The sequence below is a fragment of the Clostridium cavendishii DSM 21758 genome, from assembly GCF_900141845.1.
GTDB classification, from domain to species: domain Bacteria; phylum Bacillota; class Clostridia; order Clostridiales; family Clostridiaceae; genus Clostridium_AG; species Clostridium_AG cavendishii.
Genome location: NZ_FQZB01000019.1, coordinates 1 through 18,545, shown reverse-complemented (window position 1 = coordinate 18,545; position 18,545 = coordinate 1). Strand labels below are relative to the sequence as shown.

Annotated in this window: 16 protein-coding genes; 8 read left to right on the top strand and 8 right to left on the bottom strand. The window is 26.9% G+C overall.

All coding sequences use genetic code 11. The features are described from left to right. Nucleotides 1-151: 151 nt before the first annotated feature. A complete protein-coding gene (gene ppaX, locus BUB01_RS19405) occupies nucleotides 152-805 on the top strand; it encodes a pyrophosphatase PpaX (protein WP_072992219.1) in 654 nt (217 codons plus the stop codon). Nucleotides 806-1,462: 657 nt separating this feature from the next. Here ppaX and BUB01_RS19400 read toward each other — a convergent pair. From BUB01_RS19400 to BUB01_RS19385, 4 genes are read right to left on the bottom strand one after another with little or no spacing between them, the layout of a single operon-like run. Beyond that, nucleotides 1,463-2,134 (bottom strand): hypothetical protein, encoded by a 672-nt coding sequence (locus tag BUB01_RS19400; protein WP_072992215.1) that lies wholly within the window; start codon nucleotides 2,132-2,134, stop codon nucleotides 1,463-1,465. Continuing rightward, nucleotides 2,131-2,898: a hypothetical protein gene (locus BUB01_RS19395; RefSeq protein ID WP_072992213.1), complete on the bottom strand. Its 768-nt coding sequence runs from the start codon at nucleotides 2,896-2,898 to the stop codon at nucleotides 2,131-2,133. Before BUB01_RS19395 ends, BUB01_RS19400 begins: the two co-directional genes overlap by 4 nt. Beyond that, nucleotides 2,870-3,781 carry an ABC transporter ATP-binding protein gene (locus BUB01_RS19390; protein ID WP_072992210.1) on the bottom strand — a complete coding sequence of 304 codons (912 nt, stop codon included), beginning with the start codon at nucleotides 3,779-3,781 and terminating at the stop codon, nucleotides 2,870-2,872. The genes BUB01_RS19395 and BUB01_RS19390 overlap by 29 nt, the downstream gene beginning before the upstream one ends. Before the next feature lie 2 nt (nucleotides 3,782-3,783). After that, a complete protein-coding gene (locus BUB01_RS19385) occupies nucleotides 3,784-4,164 on the bottom strand; it encodes a GntR family transcriptional regulator (protein WP_072992207.1) in 381 nt (126 codons plus the stop codon). A gap of 688 nt (nucleotides 4,165-4,852) precedes the next feature. On the opposite strand from BUB01_RS19385, the gene BUB01_RS19380 reads away from it, so the two are divergent. Further along, complete coding sequence (locus tag BUB01_RS19380) at nucleotides 4,853-6,094, top strand: hypothetical protein (RefSeq protein WP_072992204.1); 1,242 nt, start codon at nucleotides 4,853-4,855, stop codon at nucleotides 6,092-6,094. Nucleotides 6,095-6,332: 238 nt separating this feature from the next. Here the strand turns inward: BUB01_RS19380 and BUB01_RS19375 are convergent, their stop codons facing one another. Continuing rightward, complete coding sequence (locus tag BUB01_RS19375; protein WP_072992201.1) at nucleotides 6,333-7,256, bottom strand: DUF5692 family protein; 924 nt, start codon at nucleotides 7,254-7,256, stop codon at nucleotides 6,333-6,335. Nucleotides 7,257-7,555: 299 nt separating this feature from the next. Between BUB01_RS19375 and BUB01_RS19370 the strand changes: the two genes are divergently transcribed. The 3 genes from BUB01_RS19370 (at nucleotide 7,556) to BUB01_RS19360 (ending at nucleotide 8,869) form a co-directional block, all read left to right on the top strand. Further along, nucleotides 7,556-7,759 carry a hypothetical protein gene (locus BUB01_RS19370; protein ID WP_072992198.1) on the top strand — a complete coding sequence of 68 codons (204 nt, stop codon included), beginning with the start codon at nucleotides 7,556-7,558 and terminating at the stop codon, nucleotides 7,757-7,759. A gap of 35 nt (nucleotides 7,760-7,794) precedes the next feature. Further along, the gene (locus BUB01_RS19365) at nucleotides 7,795-8,160 is read left to right on the top strand and encodes a sulfite exporter TauE/SafE family protein (RefSeq protein ID WP_072992194.1); all 366 of its coding nucleotides are present in this window, start codon (nucleotides 7,795-7,797) and stop codon (nucleotides 8,158-8,160) included. A 391-nt stretch (nucleotides 8,161-8,551) separates the two neighbouring features. After that, a complete protein-coding gene (locus BUB01_RS19360; RefSeq protein WP_072992191.1) occupies nucleotides 8,552-8,869 on the top strand; it encodes a TIGR04076 family protein in 318 nt (105 codons plus the stop codon). Between the two features lie 99 nt (nucleotides 8,870-8,968). Here the strand turns inward: BUB01_RS19360 and BUB01_RS19355 are convergent, their stop codons facing one another. The 3 genes from BUB01_RS19355 to BUB01_RS19345 all read right to left on the bottom strand — a co-directional run bounded on the left by BUB01_RS19355 (nucleotide 8,969) and on the right by BUB01_RS19345 (nucleotide 13,801). Next, a complete protein-coding gene (locus tag BUB01_RS19355; RefSeq protein WP_072992188.1) occupies nucleotides 8,969-10,468 on the bottom strand; it encodes a purple acid phosphatase family protein in 1,500 nt (499 codons plus the stop codon). A 389-nt stretch (nucleotides 10,469-10,857) separates the two neighbouring features. Then, nucleotides 10,858-13,101: an ABC transporter permease gene (locus tag BUB01_RS19350; RefSeq protein WP_072992185.1), complete on the bottom strand. Its 2,244-nt coding sequence runs from the start codon at nucleotides 13,099-13,101 to the stop codon at nucleotides 10,858-10,860. Between the two features lies 1 nt (nucleotide 13,102). Continuing rightward, nucleotides 13,103-13,801: an ABC transporter ATP-binding protein gene (locus BUB01_RS19345; RefSeq protein WP_072992181.1), complete on the bottom strand. Its 699-nt coding sequence runs from the start codon at nucleotides 13,799-13,801 to the stop codon at nucleotides 13,103-13,105. Nucleotides 13,802-14,066: 265 nt separating this feature from the next. On the opposite strand from BUB01_RS19345, the gene BUB01_RS19340 reads away from it, so the two are divergent. The 3 genes from BUB01_RS19340 to BUB01_RS23335 all read left to right on the top strand — a co-directional run bounded on the left by BUB01_RS19340 (nucleotide 14,067) and on the right by BUB01_RS23335 (nucleotide 17,805). Further along, nucleotides 14,067-14,693 carry a TetR/AcrR family transcriptional regulator gene (locus tag BUB01_RS19340; RefSeq protein WP_072992178.1) on the top strand — a complete coding sequence of 209 codons (627 nt, stop codon included), beginning with the start codon at nucleotides 14,067-14,069 and terminating at the stop codon, nucleotides 14,691-14,693. A 182-nt stretch (nucleotides 14,694-14,875) separates the two neighbouring features. Then, nucleotides 14,876-15,355, top strand: coding sequence for a hypothetical protein (locus BUB01_RS19335; protein ID WP_072992174.1), 480 nt, complete (start codon nucleotides 14,876-14,878; stop codon nucleotides 15,353-15,355). A gap of 617 nt (nucleotides 15,356-15,972) precedes the next feature. Next, nucleotides 15,973-17,805: a carbohydrate-binding protein gene (locus BUB01_RS23335; RefSeq protein ID WP_084109049.1), complete on the top strand. Its 1,833-nt coding sequence runs from the start codon at nucleotides 15,973-15,975 to the stop codon at nucleotides 17,803-17,805. The last annotated feature ends 740 nt before the right edge of the window (nucleotides 17,806-18,545 follow it).

The following is an 18,545-nucleotide window of genomic DNA, read 5'->3' as shown; positions in this document are numbered from 1 at the left end:
TGTAAAAAAATATATAGACAATAAATTTAAAGTTAAAGCTTATTTTTAATTTTATTAATATTAAAAATATTAATAAGCTTAAAGTTCCTCGAAAAAATACAACTTTTTTGTTATAATGTAATCATATTTAAAAGGAGTTGAAATTTTATAAATGATAAAAGCAGTATTATTTGATTTAGATGGAACATTAATAGATACAAATGAACTTATTTTTAATTCATTTGATTATGCATTAAGAACAGTGTTAAATCTAAATCCTTCAAAAGATGAGATAACACAGTTGTTTGGAAAGCCATTACGTGGTTCTCTTGCACAATTTAATGAAGAAAAAGCGGACGAGCTTGTAACAACTTATAGAAGATACAATGAGGAAAGACATGATACTATGTGTAAACCATTTGAAGGGGTAAAAGAACTTTTAGATGGACTAAAAGATAGAGGAATAAAGCTTGGAATAGTAACATCTAAAAGAAAAGTGTTAGCAGAAAGAGGTCTTGTATTAGGCGGATTATTAGAATACTTTGATGTGTTTTTTACTCCAGAAAGTACAAAAAATCATAAGCCACATGGAGAACCAGCTGAAAAGGCTTGTGAAAGTTTAAATGTTAAACCAGAAGAAGCTATAATGGTAGGGGATTCTAATTTTGATTTACTTTGTGGGAAAAATGCTGGAACTAAAACTTGTGGTGTAACATATACGGCATTACCAATTAGTGTTCTGGAAGAGGTTAAACCAGACTACTTTATAGATAAAGCAATAGAGCTTCTAGAAATAGTGGATAAGGAAAATGAAGCAGTAGCCTAATATTATGTATACAAATATAATAAGCATCAACAAATTTATCAAAAGAATTATAATAATTAATGCATATATAAATGCCTCCATGTGAATTTTTATATGGAGGTATTTATAATTTTGTAAAGTATAGATTAGTTTGTAAATTTAAAGTGTGTATAATAAGGAGCAGTGATTTCAGAAGAAGCCATTTTGTTATTTAAGGTTAGATAAAAAGAACTTATGTTGTTTGAAATTAGAAATTACATCTAAAATCTATGCCTTTTTTATGTAAATTTTCTTTTAATTCATTAGCTAAGTCTACAGAATTATTAAAATAATTAGATAGTGATAAGTTATAGTGATTATAGTTTTGTTTAAAATTTAATATTACGCTTTCACCTTTACATTTAATAAGCAACTCTTCAATTTGAATAAATTTAATAATAACTTCTGCTTTACATTCTGATCTATTATCATGTAAAGATGTATTACAGAACTTAACAAAACCACGTAATTTGATTTTTGATAGGAAGGTATTAATTTTATAAATTATAGACTAATAAAACCACAAAAAGCTATAAATATATTTCCAACACACAATATGCAGTATAAATTTTCTAAGTAAATATGCTATATATTGTGGTTTGAAAATATAAAATAACCTTTTTGTGGGACAATCATAAACTAGTTTATTACTTCAAATTGTTTATAATTTGGAACAGTTATTTGGCAGTCTTTTGGCACTTTTATGTGTATCACATCAAGTGATGGGAAATTTAAAAGTTTGTTATTATAAGAGGCGGCAGTTTCTGAAAATTGTTTAATAGGAAAATCAAATTCAAACTTATACATATTAATATTGACATTTTGATCATTATATAAGATTAATTCATCTTTATTAAGGTTAATCGAAAGAGGAGGAACTTTATCTGTAACATTGACACCATTAACATAGAAAGGTGTTACATATTGAACAACTTCTATTTTTTCATCATTAGTAGACTTTTTTTCACAAATAACTTGATAAGGAGCAAGTCTATCAGTTATCTTTAAAGTAGAATTAGAGTAATCAAATGACCAACTGAATTTTTTAAAAAGTTCATTCGAAGAATTTACCTTATTTTCAACTATTAAGTCTTTAAAGGAATTAGTATCTAAGGAGTAGTCATTAGTAAGTTTTGTAATTTGTAATAAATTGCTCTTAGGAATAAAATAAATTGTAAGTGCAGAGATGATTATAATAGTTAAATAGCCAACAATAAAGTATTTTTTTATTTTTGAAGAAATTAGTATTCTGTTAGACATTATAAAAAAGATTAAAGCTATTATACATAGTAATAAAGGAATAATAATCATTTTCTTACCTCCAATTTTTTAGATATAAATATTGAGATTAATATCAAAAATAAAGCTGTAATTAAAGTTTTAAGAATAAATATTAAAAGAGAGCTTTCTAAAAAATAAAAACTAATAATTTTTTCTAGTAAGTCCCAAATAATACTAAAAGTTAAATAAGGTGAATTTTTAATTAAAAATACCATTAGTATTGGTATTATAGGTAAAACAAGAATAAGTGTCCAATTCAATTGAAAAATAGAGCCTATAAAATATCCTATACTACATATTAAAAGAAGGTAAAATAATATGCCTATGATGTTAATTAATAAGTATTGTGGGTCTAATTCAAAACCTTTACTTGATATGATTTGACTACTAGATGTAATATAGCGGACAATTTTAGAGAATCCACTAGACATAGAAGCCGTTAAGCTACCATATAAAGCAATGGTTATTAAAAATGCAATATTAGATAAGTGATTTGATAACCTATTTGAAACAAAAGAAAAATTAATATATCTATTTTTTTTGGTAGTTAAAGAAAAAGCTATTATGAATGCCCAAATAAAGGTGATAGAAATAACTAAATCACCAGAAAAGCCTAACACAATACAATTCACATTTGCAGTACTAGCAGAGGAATTACTTATATATGTTGCACCTAGCAAAATGATTGTTAACTGTAATAGAATTAAGGCAATGAAAAAATTTAAATTACTTTTAAGCTTAAATAAATATTGTGTTTTGGAAACTTTAAATAGATTTGTTTTTATTAAAGACATCATCAATACCTCCTTTAGAATCAGCTGTCAGATATACACATAAGTCATCAGTGGAAACGGGGGAGACTATAGTTCCTGCTAGCTTAATATTTTGTAAGGTATCGCCTGAAAAATCATTCTTTACAACAACAAAGATATTATTATTAGTTATATTTTCAGTATGAATAATTTCTTTATCATTAGTTATTTCATTAATATAATTTTTATCACCACGTAAACCTATAGCCATTTCTTTTAATTCTTCTATAGGCATTTGAAGAACAGTTTGACCATTTTTTATAAGAACAATATTTTCTAAGATATCTTCTATTTCAGAAAGCAAGTGACTAGATAGGAGTATAGTACGGGGATATTTTATATAGTCCTTTAATAAAGCTTTGTAAAAGTCTTTCCTAACAGAAGCGTCCATTCCAGTTGTTGGTTCATCAAATATTGTAATAGGTGAATGGGAAGCTAGAGCAATTATCATATTAAAGGTACTTTTTTGACCTTTTGATAGCTTTTGATGATACTGTTTAGGGTTCAATTTAAAATACTCAAAAAGTCCATTAGATAAGTCAGTGTCCCAGTTAGGATAAAGTTTACCTGCCTCTTTTAGTATTTCAGAAAGGTTTAATGAAGAAGGAAATACCATATTGTCATCTGAAAAAAATATATTTGTAGCTACATAAAGATTATCAAAAGGGTTATTATTAAGTACAGAAATTTCACCAGAAGTATTTTTTATAAAGCCTGCTATTATTTTAAGTAAGGTGGTTTTTCCAGCACCATTTCTGCCTATTATTCCAGTTATGGTGTCTTCCTCTATAGTAAAGGATATGTCACTTAAGGATTTGTTCTTTCCATAAAGTTTACTAAGGTTAACACATTTGATTATTGACATGATTATTCCTCCTTAATATTTTTTTTAATAGATTTAATTAATTGAAATAATTCTTCATCGCTTACATTAAGACGATCTGCTTCTATTATTAACTGAGTTATTAGATTCTTTAGAGTTTCATTTTTTCTTTTCTTAAAAATTATTTCTTTTGCTCCAGGAGATACAAACATTCCAAGACCACGTTTTTTATAAATTATATTTTCATTTAATAGAACAGAAAGCCCCTTACCAGCAGTAGCAGGGTTAATATTGTACATTTCAGCAAGCTGATATTGAGAAAATACTTTTTCGTTTACCAAAATATTATTGTTAAGTATTTGATTTTCAATCCATTCGGAAATTTGTAAATAGATAGGTTTCATACTATCAGTATTTAGAACCAAAATAACACCGCCTCCTTTAAGTGAGTATTCAAATTTTAATTTGCTTAATACGAAGTTAAGCCAAAATCTAAATATTAGATTTAGTTATTTGAACTTACTCTGTAAGAGCTATCCTATGAATATAATGAGCAGAAGTTTTCTTTTAAAACAAGTGCATCAGTACAGTACTTATATAATGTACTATACTGCTATTTCAAAATATTGTCAATGAATTAAATGGGAAACATATATTAAACATAGAAATAGAATACTATTCTTATAACAATTTACCAGATGAGAATATGAGCAGAAATGAGATAACAATAGGTGTAGCCTTATCAAATAAAATATCTCCGAGATGGAGTAGAATTAAAAAAATATGGAAGACTATTCCAATATAAAAGGGAGTAAAATAAAGATTGTGTTATTTATTGTAAAGGAGGATTTTTGTATTGAATAGGGTCAGCTTTTTTAGGTTTAAGAGTAAGCAATAGCATCATAAATATGTTAAGTTTTGCAGAAAAGTATAATTTCAAGAATATAATTGCTAAAAATTTATCAATGTATTACAAAATTAGTTGTAGATTTTAACACTTATTTCTAACAATTATATAATAATATCTTTATACTAATAACCGTTATGTGGTATAATTACCTGTATATTACATTATGTGTTATATATAAACAATTGTAGAAGGGGGATATATTTATGAAAAAACATATTATTGCATTTTTAAGTATTATAGTTCTAATAATAAATATTTCATTTTCGGCAAGTGCTACTACAGTATCAAAGGGTTCTAGTGATATAGATAATTTATCTATAAAATCAACAGATAGTTGTTTTAATCTAATTCTTGAACAAAATAGTAGTTACGAAATTACAAATACATCTAAAGATTCCATGAATATTAATATTACTTCTATTACTAAAAATTATAATATAATAATATATGATAATAGCGGTAAAATTATTGATTCAAAATATTCTACAACTGATGCTATTATCATAAATTCAGGACAAAAAGTTAGGGTTAGTAGTACAGGTACTAATGTTACAATAGCTGTTCCAAATCAATTGAAGGCAAGTGTTAAAACTATTAAAGCTCCAGTTTTCTATACCCTTGCAGTTAGAGATAATGAATATTATGTTTTAGATAATACAACAGGAATGCATTTGAAATTTCCTACTAATACAACTTATGAGTCTACAGTTAAATACGATAAAGTTAGTTATGACGAGTCTGGTGTTTTAAGAGAGGCAATTAAAAATAGTTTTTGTGATGTTTTTGTAGGAAATAAAACAAAAATAAGAATTGGTAAATCTGGAATTGGAGATCTTAATGTATATTTACCTTATGAATACAGTGATATTTGTACAAAGGTTAATATACCAGTATTTGATACATTAATTGTAAAGCAAGGAGAATACTACGAATTTAATAATACAACATCTAATATACTTCCAATATTCAATGAGGGTAGTTTTGCTAATGGTAAGAGTTATGATAAGATAGTATATGATCCGGTAGGAAATATGTTTGAAACATATAAAGATTATTTAGGGACTGAAAGATTACAAGTAGGTTATAAAATGAGAATTGGAGTTAATACTCCAGATACAGAAGAATTTTATATTCCTTATGAATATAAAAATTTATATAAAAAATTATCTGAACCTATTTTTAAAGAAAAAATTCTAAAAAAAGGTGAGGCTTTTCAAATAAAAAATACTACAGATTATGTAGTTTCAATAACAAATTCATTACAATTCAGTAATGGATATTATACGTCTATTGTTTATGATAAAGCAGGAAATAAAATAAGTGAAATAAAAAATGATTATGGGACATTAAAACTTAATCCAGGAGAATGGGTTAATATTACATTGTCAGAAGGAGAAAAACTTGCTTTTTATATACCAAGTGAAATTCATATAATAGAAATTTGATTATTGTTTTTTAGTTTAGTAAGAAATTTCATCTAAATACTATAAAAAATTAGATTAAAAGTTATCTTAATAAATATACTTATATCATTAAAATAAGGTAATATAAATGAAGTTGTTTTTAACGGTTTTATAAAAAAGGTAATAATACAAAAACATCATTGAATTAAAAATAAATATAAGTGGTAAAACTTATCTATAATTAAAAGCCTCCTTACAAAGGAGGCTTTTAATTATAATATTATTCAGCTAATGCTTTAACTTCTTTATATGCATCAAGGTCTGTATAAAGCTCGTCCTTTAAAGGATTACGCTTAGTCTTAATAATTTTATTGATATAATATCCAAATACTATAACATTTACAATTAATGCTATTAAGCTTACGATGAATAAAGCAGTTGTGTTATGTGATGATTTAACTGCAAATTGTGATTCATCAATGAAAGCAGGATAAGTCATTGCAAACATACACCATAATGCAAGAGTATGTGCACGATGTTGTAACCAAGCGCCTTTTTTGATAAAGAAAGCTGCAAATGTAGGAGCTAACAATAGTGCTAGACCACAGTACCATGAATGATCAGGTAAGCAGTTATATGTGTATGCAAAGTTCCAAATATCATATGCTACAATCCAGAACCATAGCATATCAGGCCATAACATATCTTTACTCTTATCTTTACTTATACAAATTCCAAACCAACCTGTAATAGTAATGATATTTAAGATACCAGCGATTCCATTCATAACATTCCAAGGTCCACTTACAGTCATCATACCTTCAAATATTTCTTTGTTAAGATGTAATCCGTAAATTTGGAAATCACGTGCTACTGCTTCTGCAATATTGATTGCTAGTATTAATGGTGGAAAACATAGGACCCACTTTTTACTACTTGCACCTTTTACATGTCTAACTACCCAAAAACCTACGCATCCTGCAAGTGATGAATATACTTTGGCATAATGGAACCAGTCATTAACGCTTGTCCCTTTAGTAGTTGTTGGCCATACAAAAAATGTAAGGATAATTGGTAATGCTACAAAAAATAGTATACCTCCCCATTTGGATCTACGGCTTAATTCGTTTAATACTATTAGTAAAACAAATACTATCAACCACATAAGCCAATTTGTCCAAGGTTGTGTTTCAAAAAAGAACATAAACATTCCTCCTCAGTAAAAATATAAATTTTAAAAATTAAATGAATATAATTTCATAATATAAGTGTAAGCGGTTTTCCTTAGATTGTCAATAAAAAATTAGACTGAGTAGTACAAAAAATATGTTTTGCAAAATATCTTAATAACTTTAAGTATCTGTTAATATCAATTATAAATATTAAGATAAGTTATAATTGATATTAGCTAATTTTTAAAATTTATGAATATATGTATAGTAATTACACAATATATAAAAGAAATAATCTAAACATAGAAGATAATTTTAAGGAGTGATGGGTATGAAAGAAAGAAATGTTAATAATTCAGATGAAAGATTAAGGGATATAGCATGGGTAAATATTAAAGAGAACTATGCTCATAGTATAGGATATGAATTAAAAGAAAGAAATTCAAAAGAATATAGAGCAGCTAAGTTAAAAGGTTATGAGGTGGCTAATGTATCTGAAGGAGTTGGTTCATATATTAATCCTATAGAAAGATAGTATAATAATTAGATTTTAATAAATGGAGATGAAATATGATAAATTTAATATTATTTATTATAATTGGAAGCATTGCTGGTGTTTTAAGTGGGATGTTTGGAATAGGTGGTGGAGTAATAATAGTGCCTGCATTAGTATATTTATGCGGCTTTAGTCAATTAAAGGCACAAGGAACATCACTTGCAATCTTACTTCCCCCAGTTGGTATTTTAGCTTTTATTGAATATTATAAAAGAGGTCAAGTAGATGTAAAGGCTGGAATATTAATTTGTATTTTTTTGGTTCTCGGTTCACTTGCTGGAACTAAAATAGCACAAAACGTTCCAGTTTCATTATTAAAAAAAGGCTTTGGAGTTTTAATGATATTGATATCTTTAAAAATGATTTTTTCAAAAGGATAGTAAAGTTATTAAGAGAAGTTATTTAAGGGCTTCTCTTAATTTATAATTTATTAAGTTTATAATTGGGTTATATATAAAAAGTAATAATGTTAATTAAAAAATGTATAAAAGCTATATATATTATAATATGCGTTCACAAATCTAGTTTGAAAATTATTTTCATTAGGGATATTTAATTAAATGTAGAATTTTAATTGAAACATATATTATTAGATTTTTTAAAATATACTTTTTATTATTTTAGAAAGAAGTCCTTGGAAAATAAGAGACTTAAATTTTTAAAAGCATTTTAATCATGGTTTTAATATATATTTTTTTGGTATATAATTATAAAGAAGTTATTTAGAACAAAAAAATATACTAAAATTTATAGACAAAACTGGAGGATAAAATGAATAATAAAAAATATTATGATGTTAGAATTACAATTTTAAAAAAATTAAAGGTTGAAGATATATATAATGAATATGCTAAATCCAATATGCCAATAATTTGTGCAAAAGGACAAGTAGGAGATGAATTCATATCAAAAAATTGTGAAATGCCTGAGAAGTTTTGTAAAGGTGCTTGGGAAGGTTTGAAAAGTAAAGTTGCCATTTTAGCAGCTGGTGAAAATAGTCCTTATACAAATCAAGAAGGAGTGGCTATACATTCATGTAATGATGGGTTACATCCAGTTATATATAAGCTTCAAAGAATAGAAGAATAATTAAATAAAATGTGAGAATAAGTAGAGACCAACCCTTTGTTATAGAATAATAAGGGGTTGGTTTACTTTATTGAGTTAAATAAAGTAGAGTTGAAATTGTTATTTTTTTCTTAGAATTATGAAGCCACCACCAACAGTTATTAGAATAAATGATATACCTAAAATTGTTTTTAAATCAATGCTATCTCCAGTTGTTGGAAGTTTAGAATCTACATTTTGTACACTAGTCGAAGTAGTTATAACATTAGTTTTAAGTGTATTATCAGCAGATAATGATTGATTATTTTTAACTATTGTATAGGAATCAATTGCAAGCATTGAGTCTGTTCTATAGGTTGTAATTGAAAAATTATTATCATCTATGCTTACACGAGAGAATGTTGGAACATGGCTTTGATCCTTAAATGCTTCAAAGTAATTTTTATTAGGAGATAATAATTCATAATATTTACTTCCACTGGCAGAGTTTTCAGTAATATAAAGAGTTCCAGTTGGATTTATAACATTTCTTTTAGGGTCTATTGTTTGATTAGTTTGAGCTTCATTTCCTTTCATTTGATAAGTTCTAGTATAAGCGTGGTCATGACCATCTAATACTACATCTATTCCTAAACTATCAAAAATTTGAGGAAGGGTATTTCTCCTAGATACTATATCAGCATCAGTTTGGTGGGTAGCAGAACTATAAATAGAATGATGTAATACAGCCACCTTCCATTTTACATTTGGGTTTGCAGCTATAGCACTTTGCATAAATGCTTTATGCTCTTCTGAGTTAGTATTGTTACTATTAAGCATTAAGTATAAAACATTTCCATAGGTAAAATAGTAATCAGATCCAGTAGTAGGTTGCTTACTAAATAAACCATATTGATTTGAAAGATTAGGATTATTAAAGTGAGTGTTATGACCTTTAAGAACTGCTTCATGATTACCTGGAACAGCTGCAATAGGTAAACTTCTAAATTGCTGAGGTGCAAAAAATCCTACATATTCTGTTTCATTATCATTATTTGTAACTTCTTTACCATTATTAACTTGATCACCAACAGAGATTAAAAAGCTAGAATCACCAAATTTCTGAGTAGCCTTATTTATTGTATCTATCCAGCCAGCAGTATCTTTATTTATATTTCCACTAGCACCAATTTGAGGGTCTCCTGTTACGAAAAAATTATATCGACTTGTCTTATAGGTATTGTAGTTATAAACAGAACTCCAGGTAGTACCGTCCCCTATACGATATACATAAGAAGTATTTTCTTTAAGCCCAGTAGCCGTTACTTTATTAGTAAAAAAATTGTTATTTGCCTGAGACTTAGAACCTTTAAAAGTTTGTGCCTTTGTGGTAGGGAAATCAGTTCCATTAAAGTCAGATTTTAATGCTACTTGAACTACACTAGCATCATTTGTTGCACTTGAATACCAATTTAAATTTATCTCACTAGAATCTTTACCTGGTGCAATTGTAATATCTTGAATAATAGGTGTAAGAGTAGTTTTATTAGTATCTGCGAAAGCAACATTAGTTGAGATTCCACTAAATAATGTAATAGCTAATGCTAAGCTAGCAGCTACAATTTGTTTAGTTTTTTTCATTTAATTTTCTCCTTTTTATAAACATATTTTTATATTTAATACATTATTTTCAATGATTTTATTATATATTTTATAAAAATAAGTTTAAAGTTGATTTTGGTGAAGTTCTTGTAAATTATGTTAAATATAGAGTGCTTTTAACAAAAGAGTAAATAATAGATTATAATTAAAGTAGCTAAATATAAATAAAAAATTTTTATCCAATTTGTGGCCGTAGAAAAATCCATTTAAATAGATGCCTTCTCCTAATATTAGTCCAGAAATACCTACAGAAGGGTATAATAAAGTTACAAATATTAAGGTGAAACATTAAAAATTGTTTGATAAGTAGAAAATAACTAAAACCAATCTACCATTAAAAAACATAGATTGGTCTTAATAAGTTTCTCTTATTCCATTTTAGATTTTAAAGATTCTGCCATAGAAATCTTATTTATTTTTCTTCTACTTAATAGCTTTGATAGTTCATAATCTAAGTATATTATAATAAATCCGACTATAAGATAGACATAATTTATATTTACAGGAAAAGATAAATTCATATCCTTTGATACTGATTTAAACATAGCACTTAATGATGCAAGAATTAGAGGTATTCCAAGAATATATCCAAGTATAACTATAAATGTAGAACTATTTAAAATCAAAGAATAAATTTCTTTTTTTCTATAGCCTAAAACCTTCATAAGAGATATATTTTCTCTATTTTCTTCTATAGTAAGGGAGGTAACAACGTATATTACTATTAATCCAATTATTAAAGAAAGAAAGGCTATACTTCCTATATATATTTGAAATGGTTGAGTCATAGTATTGAAAGCATTTTGCATATCATAAACTGTTACAGTAGCTAATAATTGATTTTCAGGTATATCAAGCTTTTCCGAGCTCCATAGTCCCATATAGCTATCAGAAGGTAAACTTAGCATAGAATTAAGTTCATTAAGTGGAATATAAATATACTGACCTACATAAGTTTCAGCAATACTATCAACTTTTATGTCATATTCCTTTGAATCTAGTCTATTAATAACCTTAATATTTTCATTAATTTTTATATTAAGTTTATCAGCTAAAGGCCTCGTAATAATAGTTTTATCAGATGTTAATATATTTCCTGATTTATCTTTAAAGGAAATATATTTAGAATCGGGACTAACGCCATATATAGTAAAATTAATTTTTTTATCTGTTTTTAACGTGAAGGGGACTTCAGAAAAAGGTTCTCCGCTTGCAGGCTTATTATGCTGGATAGAGTTAAATACATAATGATAATTGTACTTAAAGGCTTCATTAAAAGAATCTTTAAGTAAATAATCCATAGAACTTTTTACAGCAAACCCCATAAGTAATAGCATAGTAGCCATAATTGTACCAATAAGAAGAAATAAACTTCTTGGTATACTTCTAAGTTGTTCTCTTATTTTGAATTTAGTATTAAAACTTAGCTTATCAAGTCTAACTTTTTTTTCTATAAAGCCAACCTTACTTTTCTCTGTTTCACCTCTCATAAGGTCAACAGGTGAGCTTTTAAGTGTTTTATTTACTATAAAAAAGCTACAAATGATTAAAAATACTATAGGAAGCAAAATACTTATTATAATATAATTTATATTAAAGTTTAGTTTGCCTACTGGCATATTAAAGTAAGATATCATAAATTTAATCATAGGATTTAAAGTTAAAACTCCAAGAATGGTTCCAACTATACCTCCTAAAAGTGATATTAACAAAGGATATAAAAGGTAGTGCTTAAGAATTTCTTTTTTTCTATAACCTAGTGCATATAAAGTTCCTATTATGATACCTTCTCTTTTTAACATCCTAAGCATAACTATACCTGTTAATATACAAGTGAGTAGAAGTACAGCAATAGGCATAGAGGAACTCATCTGATTAATGCCAGAAAGCTTTGCAGTAACATAAGATACTCTAGGATTTTCTTTTATATTAAGCCAGTTAAGTATAATGATATTTTCATCTTTTAGATATGATTTAAACTCAGAAAGCTTAACATCTAGAGCATCTCTATCACCATTAAATCTTATAGAATAAAAACTACTACCCTTATTTAAGCTATTAAAGTCTTCTTTTGAAATTACAGCTACACCAAAGTTATTTGGGTCATTAATTATATCTGATTCCATCCTTAGAGGATATATATAATTTGGTAAAGACATAAAACCAGAGATGATAAAAGTCTTATTATATATTTTTATGTTATCTCCTATTATTAAATTGTTTGCTTTTGAATAAGAGGGATCAATAAGAATACTACCATTACTTAAAGCTTTTCCTTCTGTTACTGCAGGAATATTAACTTTTGAATTTTCACTAAATATTCTTAAAGTTTTTTCCTTTGATACTGAATAATCAAGGGTTTTAGTTTCTTCGATATTAATATTAAATCTATTTTCTAAGCTCTCAATATTAGTTAGCTTTTTATCAGTCATAAAGTTTGCATCTTCTTGTTTGTAGTCTTTTTCGAAAGTGGATGATATTTCTGATAGATTAAGTGCAAGCAATTTGAACATAGTAAAAATGAAACAACTTAAAATAATAAGAAATAGTGAACCAAGATATTGAGATTTGCTTTCAAGCATAGTTCTTTTAATCTTTTTATTTATAACCATATTACCATTCAATCCTTTCAGCAGGCATAATTGTAGTATTAGTTAAGCTTTCTACTATCTCACCACTTCTAACTTTATAAACCTTATTAGCCATAGCACTAATTGTAGTATTATGTGTTATCATAAGTATTGTTGTTCCAAAATCTTTATTTACTTTTTGAAGTAGTTTTAATATTTCTCTAGAAGTTGAAAAATCAAGAGCGCCAGTTGGTTCATCACACAATAAAAGCTTTGGATTTTTAACTATAGCTCTTGCAATAGAAACTCTCTGCTGTTCACCTCCACTTAGTTCACGTGGAAATCTATGTTTTTTATCAAGCATATCTACAGCTTTTAAAACTTCATCAGTGTTTATAGGAGATTTACTTATATTTGAGACAACTTCAATATTTTCTCCTACAGTAAGATTAGGTATTAAGTTATAAAATTGAAATACAAAACCTACATTTTCTCGTCTATAGTTTGTAAGCTCTGAATCATTTAATTTAGTGATTTCAATACCATCTATCGAAATTGTTCCTAGGTCACATCTGTCAATACCACCAATAATGTTAAGAAGTGTAGATTTTCCAGAACCTGAAGGCCCAAGTATCACACCAATATCACCCTTGGATAGATTCATTTTAACACCATTTAATACAGTTGTAGTAATGTCACCTGTATTGTAACTTTTCTTTAAATTATCAACTGCTAAAAACATTAGTTTTCCCCCCATAACTTTATTTTTCATTTTTATAATTTTAGTTTGTATAAAAGTAATTTTATTAATACATTGAACTCGAAATGTTATATGAGTTCATAATATCAGTAATATGTTGCTAAGTCAATTGAATTTGAACTACAATTCATATTAAAGTTCAAAATGTTGTGATATAATAAATTATATAGTTATTAAAGTATATTTATAACTTTATAAACATGTAAGACAAAATTATAATCTAAGGTGCGTTAAAGAAGATTGTGAGGTGGTTATAATTAACGGTTATGAAAAAAGAACAAGGCAAAAAAGAGAAGTGATTTTAGAAACAGCTGTGGAGATGTTTTTTAATAATGGTGTAAAGAATACTAGTGTTTTTGATATTGCTAAAAAAGCAAAGGTTTCAAAGGTAACTATTTTTAAATATTTTGAGAATAAAGAAAATTTAGTTCGAGAGTCTATGAATAAGTATTTTACTAATTATTTAGAAAATGAATTAAAGATATTAACTTCAAATGAAACTTTTATGAAAAAAATAGAAATATTACTTTCAATAACCAAAGATAGTACGGACATGTTAAAAACTGATATATTTAGTAGTGATATATGGAATGATTCGTTAATGCAACAGATATATAATGAGCTTACACAAAAAGCAATGCCGTACATAATAGATTTTTTTGAGCAAGGAAAAAGAGAAGGGATACTAGATAAATCTTTACCAACAGAAGCCTTATTAGCATTTTTATCAACATGGGCATCTTTAGCTAATCCAGGAAGCCGTGAGGTAAGTAAAGAATATATATTAGGAATCAATAAATTATTTTTTTTCGGATTATTTGGTGGAAAAGAAGAAGTTAAAGACAATAAAAATTTATTTGAATTTTTTAGATAAATAGTAATAATTAATATGTAATTTTGAAAATGTATATTTATAAAAATGTTAATATTATAAGAATAGATAAAATAAGCCTAATTACTCTATAAATTCATACGAAAATATGTATATAAATAAGGGCTATTTTACTTAAAAATCAAAGATACAATTAGACATTATAGAAAAAGGGGGAGTTAAATATGAATATTAGTAGTATAACAAGTACAATGAATAATTATAATATGAGTTCTTTTTTTAATACAATGAGTGATCCTAATAGTTCAAAAAATATTCCACTTATTAATTCGGTAGATTCTTATGTTCAAGATTCATATACTGAAAGTAAGTTAAATGGGATATCCCAAAATCAGGAGCTTCAAAATATTTTCAACACTATAGAACCAACTATTAATACTTCAAGTAATATTGTACCAACTTCACCTACAGCATTTTCAGATTTACAAGATAGTATGGAGCAAGGTCTAATTAATAGTTTACAAGGTGGTTCTTCGTATATAGATAGTAGTACATTGTCTATATATAATTCCATTGAAAATGGAAGCTATAAACCAAGTTCTGCAAGTATTATGACTACAAATCCTTATACTATGTATAATAATGTAGATTCGATGCAAAATCAAACTCAGTCAATTGGAAATCTTTTGAATACAATAAGTTAATTAAAAAATAACCCTTATTTTATGATTTTAATAAAACTCTATCAAAATATAATAATTTGTATTTTGATAGAGTAATTTTATTTCTCTTTGAGATTACGTTATTTTATTGAATAAAATATTTTGAAGTTTCAAAGATTTGGTTGATGAATTGCTACAGTAAAGCATTAGAAATAGGTTAATTTTAAAATACTTAAAAATATTTGGTTTGAGAATATAAAGAAGGTAGAGTGAATAAGAATTACATATATGATTCAGGAAATCAGGTTAAGTACTGATATTAAAAAATATTTTTATCAACAAAAATATGACATACACACATGCTGTAAAATAGTTACATAAATGTTTGTAGTTGTGAATTGAAACGCTGATAAAAATCTATTTTAGATTAGTAAGGAAGAAATAGTGGTTACAACAAAGATTAATTGATTGAATGGATGTTATTGAAATGAAAGAAAGTTATTTTGAATTAAAGAGAAAAGTAAAAAATATTATTAAAAAGGTATAAATAGATATGGTATAAAGTTAAATGTCAATAAATTTGCGTATTGCTGAAGTTTAGGTAATAAATAATTATTTTGCTCAATAGAATATATTAAAAATATAAGGAGGTCAAAATATTGAGTAAAAGCAAGTTTTTTAAAAAGGTAGTTTCAGTTATAGCTATAACAAGTTTTATGGTTACAGGGCTAGGTTTAAGTAGTTCAAAAAGCGCTGAAGCTATTACAACAAGTGGTATTCCAAATCATGTATTAGTTGGTTATTGGCACAATTTTAGTAATGGGGCAGGAGATATTAAACTTAGAGACGTTTCACCAAATTTTGATGTTATTAATCTATCATTTGGAGAGCCAACCACAGTTACTTCTGGAGATATAAGATTTACCCCATATAATGCAACAGATGCCGAATTTAAAAGTGATGTTCAATTTCTTCAAGGTAAAGGCAAAAAGGTTTTATTATCTATTGGAGGAGAAAAAGGTGAAGTTCAATTGGTAGATACAGCATCGGTTACTAACTTTGTTAACTCTGTAAGTACTATTATTGACAAATATGGGTTAGATGGCTTAGATGTAGATTTTGAAGGACAATCATTACATTTAAATGCTGGAGATAAGGATTTTAAAAATCCAACAAGTCCTCTTATAGTTAATACAATTAGCGCTTTAAAGCAATTAAAAGCAAAATATGGTGATAAATTCATCTTAACTATGGCTCCTGAAACATTTTTTGTTCAACTTGGACATACCTACTATGGTGGGTTAAATTCATATGTTGATAACAGAGCTGGAGCATTTTTACCTGTAATCTATGCACTTAGAGATTCATTAAGCTGGCTTCAAGTTCAATATTATAATTCAGGTCCAATAAATGATATAAATGGTAAGAGTCAGAGTATGGGAAGTGGGGAATTTTATGCTTCATTGGTAGACATGTTATTAACAGGATTCAATGTAAATAATGATCCAAATTATTTCTTTCCACCATTAAGGCAAGACCAAGTTGTTATTGGTGTTCCAAGCTGTGCAGGTGCTGGAAATGGGTATGTTTCAAATACAGAGCTACAAAGTGCTTTAGATGGGTTAATTAATGGTAAAAGGGTTGGAGGATATAATGTAAGTAATAAATATCCTAATCTAAGAGGTCTTATGACTTGGTCAATAAATTGGGACAAATACACAAATTTTGTTTGGTCAAATTATTTTAGAAACTATTTTAATGGGCTAACTCCACCTACAAATACACTTAATGCGGCACAGATAAGTTCTTCAGCAGTCATTAATGGAAATTATTCTTTATCAATACTAATTCCAGCTTTTAATACTGCAACTTCTTATAAGATTTATGAGGGTACAACAGTAATATCCTCAGGAAATTTGACAGCTGGTCAGCCATCTCAAACCTTAAATTATAATATTACATCAAAAGCATCAGGAAGCTATAACTATACAGTGGAATTAAGTGATGGAATTAAAACGATTACTTCAAATCTAATAACTGTAATAGTACCAAGTCCAGGAACAAATGTATTACAAGCAGCAATATTATCTGCTGGAGATGTAAATAATGGAGCGTATACATTAACCTTTGTAGTACCAAAAAATAATACAGCAACAAGCTATAAAATATATGAGGGAATGACAAGCATTTCTTCAGGGACATTGACTGCTGGACAAGATCAGGTAACAGTTAAATATGATGTTAATAATAAAGCTAAAGGAAGTTATGATTATACAGTAGTTTTAAGTGATAGCATAAATTCAGTTATTTCAAATAAGATTATAGTTACGGTACCTGATACCACAACTAGTAACGCTTGGGTACCTAATCATGTATATAAAACTGGTGACATTGTAACTTATAATGGCTCAACTTATAAATGCCTTCAAGGACATACTTCATTACTTGGTTGGGAGCCAAGTAATGTAGGGGCTTTATGGGAAAAACAATAGAATAATAAATATAAATATATACTAAGCCTTTCTACGAAATTTATAGAAAGGCTTTAATATATTTCCTTGTTAATTACGATATAATAAAATGGAAAAAATAGTAGATATACAATAATGATGATATTTGAAATATAAGCAAATAGATGATTTAAATGAAGGTGTTGAATTGTTAAAAAAAGGCTATACTTAATCTATTAGATGATTTGGGGAGCAGGAAAATTATTTATGTGCAATAAAGAAAAATAGAAAAAGAAACGAAAGAAAATCAACAATGTTATTTATTGTAATAGTTAGTGGCGGTTTATTAACTATACTAATTATTGTATTTGGTACAGATATTTAGATACTCTAAAGACTTTGGAGGCTTAACTAATACAGGAACACTAGCTACAGCTTATATAGGTTTTGAAGAGAATGAAGAACATTTAATGAAATACTAAAAAAGCTATTAATGATTATAAATAAAATAATATGCTATGGGGAATAATCACTTGCTTAGTAGTAATAATGAATTTTGAATGAATAAAGTTTATTTTTATCCCAGGTAAAATTAAATTGATTTAATCAAGAGTCAATTAAACACTGTGTTTAAGAGCGGTTTTATAGTATAATAAATAATACCACATTAACTTGGGATAAAATCGGTAAAATATTAGTTTTACACCAATTTGAGGCGATTTGATTTTATAAAAATGGCTATTTTAAAGTAGGATTAACTTTAACAAGAGTTGTATTTAAAT

Bases quoted from the DNA above. Each gene is read 5' to 3' on its own strand.
- ppaX (WP_072992219.1), top strand. From the start codon at position 152: ATGATAAAAGCAGTATTATTTGATTTAGATGGAACATTAATAGATACA.
- BUB01_RS19400 (WP_072992215.1), bottom strand. From the start codon at position 2,134: ATGATTATTATTCCTTTATTACTATGTATAATAGCTTTAATCTTTTTT.
- BUB01_RS19395 (WP_072992213.1), bottom strand. From the start codon at position 2,898: ATGTCTTTAATAAAAACAAATCTATTTAAAGTTTCCAAAACACAATAT.
- BUB01_RS19390 (WP_072992210.1), bottom strand. From the start codon at position 3,781: ATGTCAATAATCAAATGTGTTAACCTTAGTAAACTTTATGGAAAGAAC.
- BUB01_RS19380 (WP_072992204.1), top strand. From the start codon at position 4,853: ATGAAAAAACATATTATTGCATTTTTAAGTATTATAGTTCTAATAATA.
- BUB01_RS19375 (WP_072992201.1), bottom strand. From the start codon at position 7,256: ATGTTCTTTTTTGAAACACAACCTTGGACAAATTGGCTTATGTGGTTG.
- BUB01_RS19370 (WP_072992198.1), top strand. From the start codon at position 7,556: ATGAAAGAAAGAAATGTTAATAATTCAGATGAAAGATTAAGGGATATA.
- BUB01_RS19365 (WP_072992194.1), top strand. From the start codon at position 7,795: ATGATAAATTTAATATTATTTATTATAATTGGAAGCATTGCTGGTGTT.
- BUB01_RS19360 (WP_072992191.1), top strand. From the start codon at position 8,552: ATGAATAATAAAAAATATTATGATGTTAGAATTACAATTTTAAAAAAA.
- BUB01_RS19355 (WP_072992188.1), bottom strand. From the start codon at position 10,468: ATGAAAAAAACTAAACAAATTGTAGCTGCTAGCTTAGCATTAGCTATT.
- BUB01_RS19350 (WP_072992185.1), bottom strand. From the start codon at position 13,101: ATGGTTATAAATAAAAAGATTAAAAGAACTATGCTTGAAAGCAAATCT.
- BUB01_RS19345 (WP_072992181.1), bottom strand. From the start codon at position 13,801: ATGTTTTTAGCAGTTGATAATTTAAAGAAAAGTTACAATACAGGTGAC.
- BUB01_RS19335 (WP_072992174.1), top strand. From the start codon at position 14,876: ATGAATATTAGTAGTATAACAAGTACAATGAATAATTATAATATGAGT.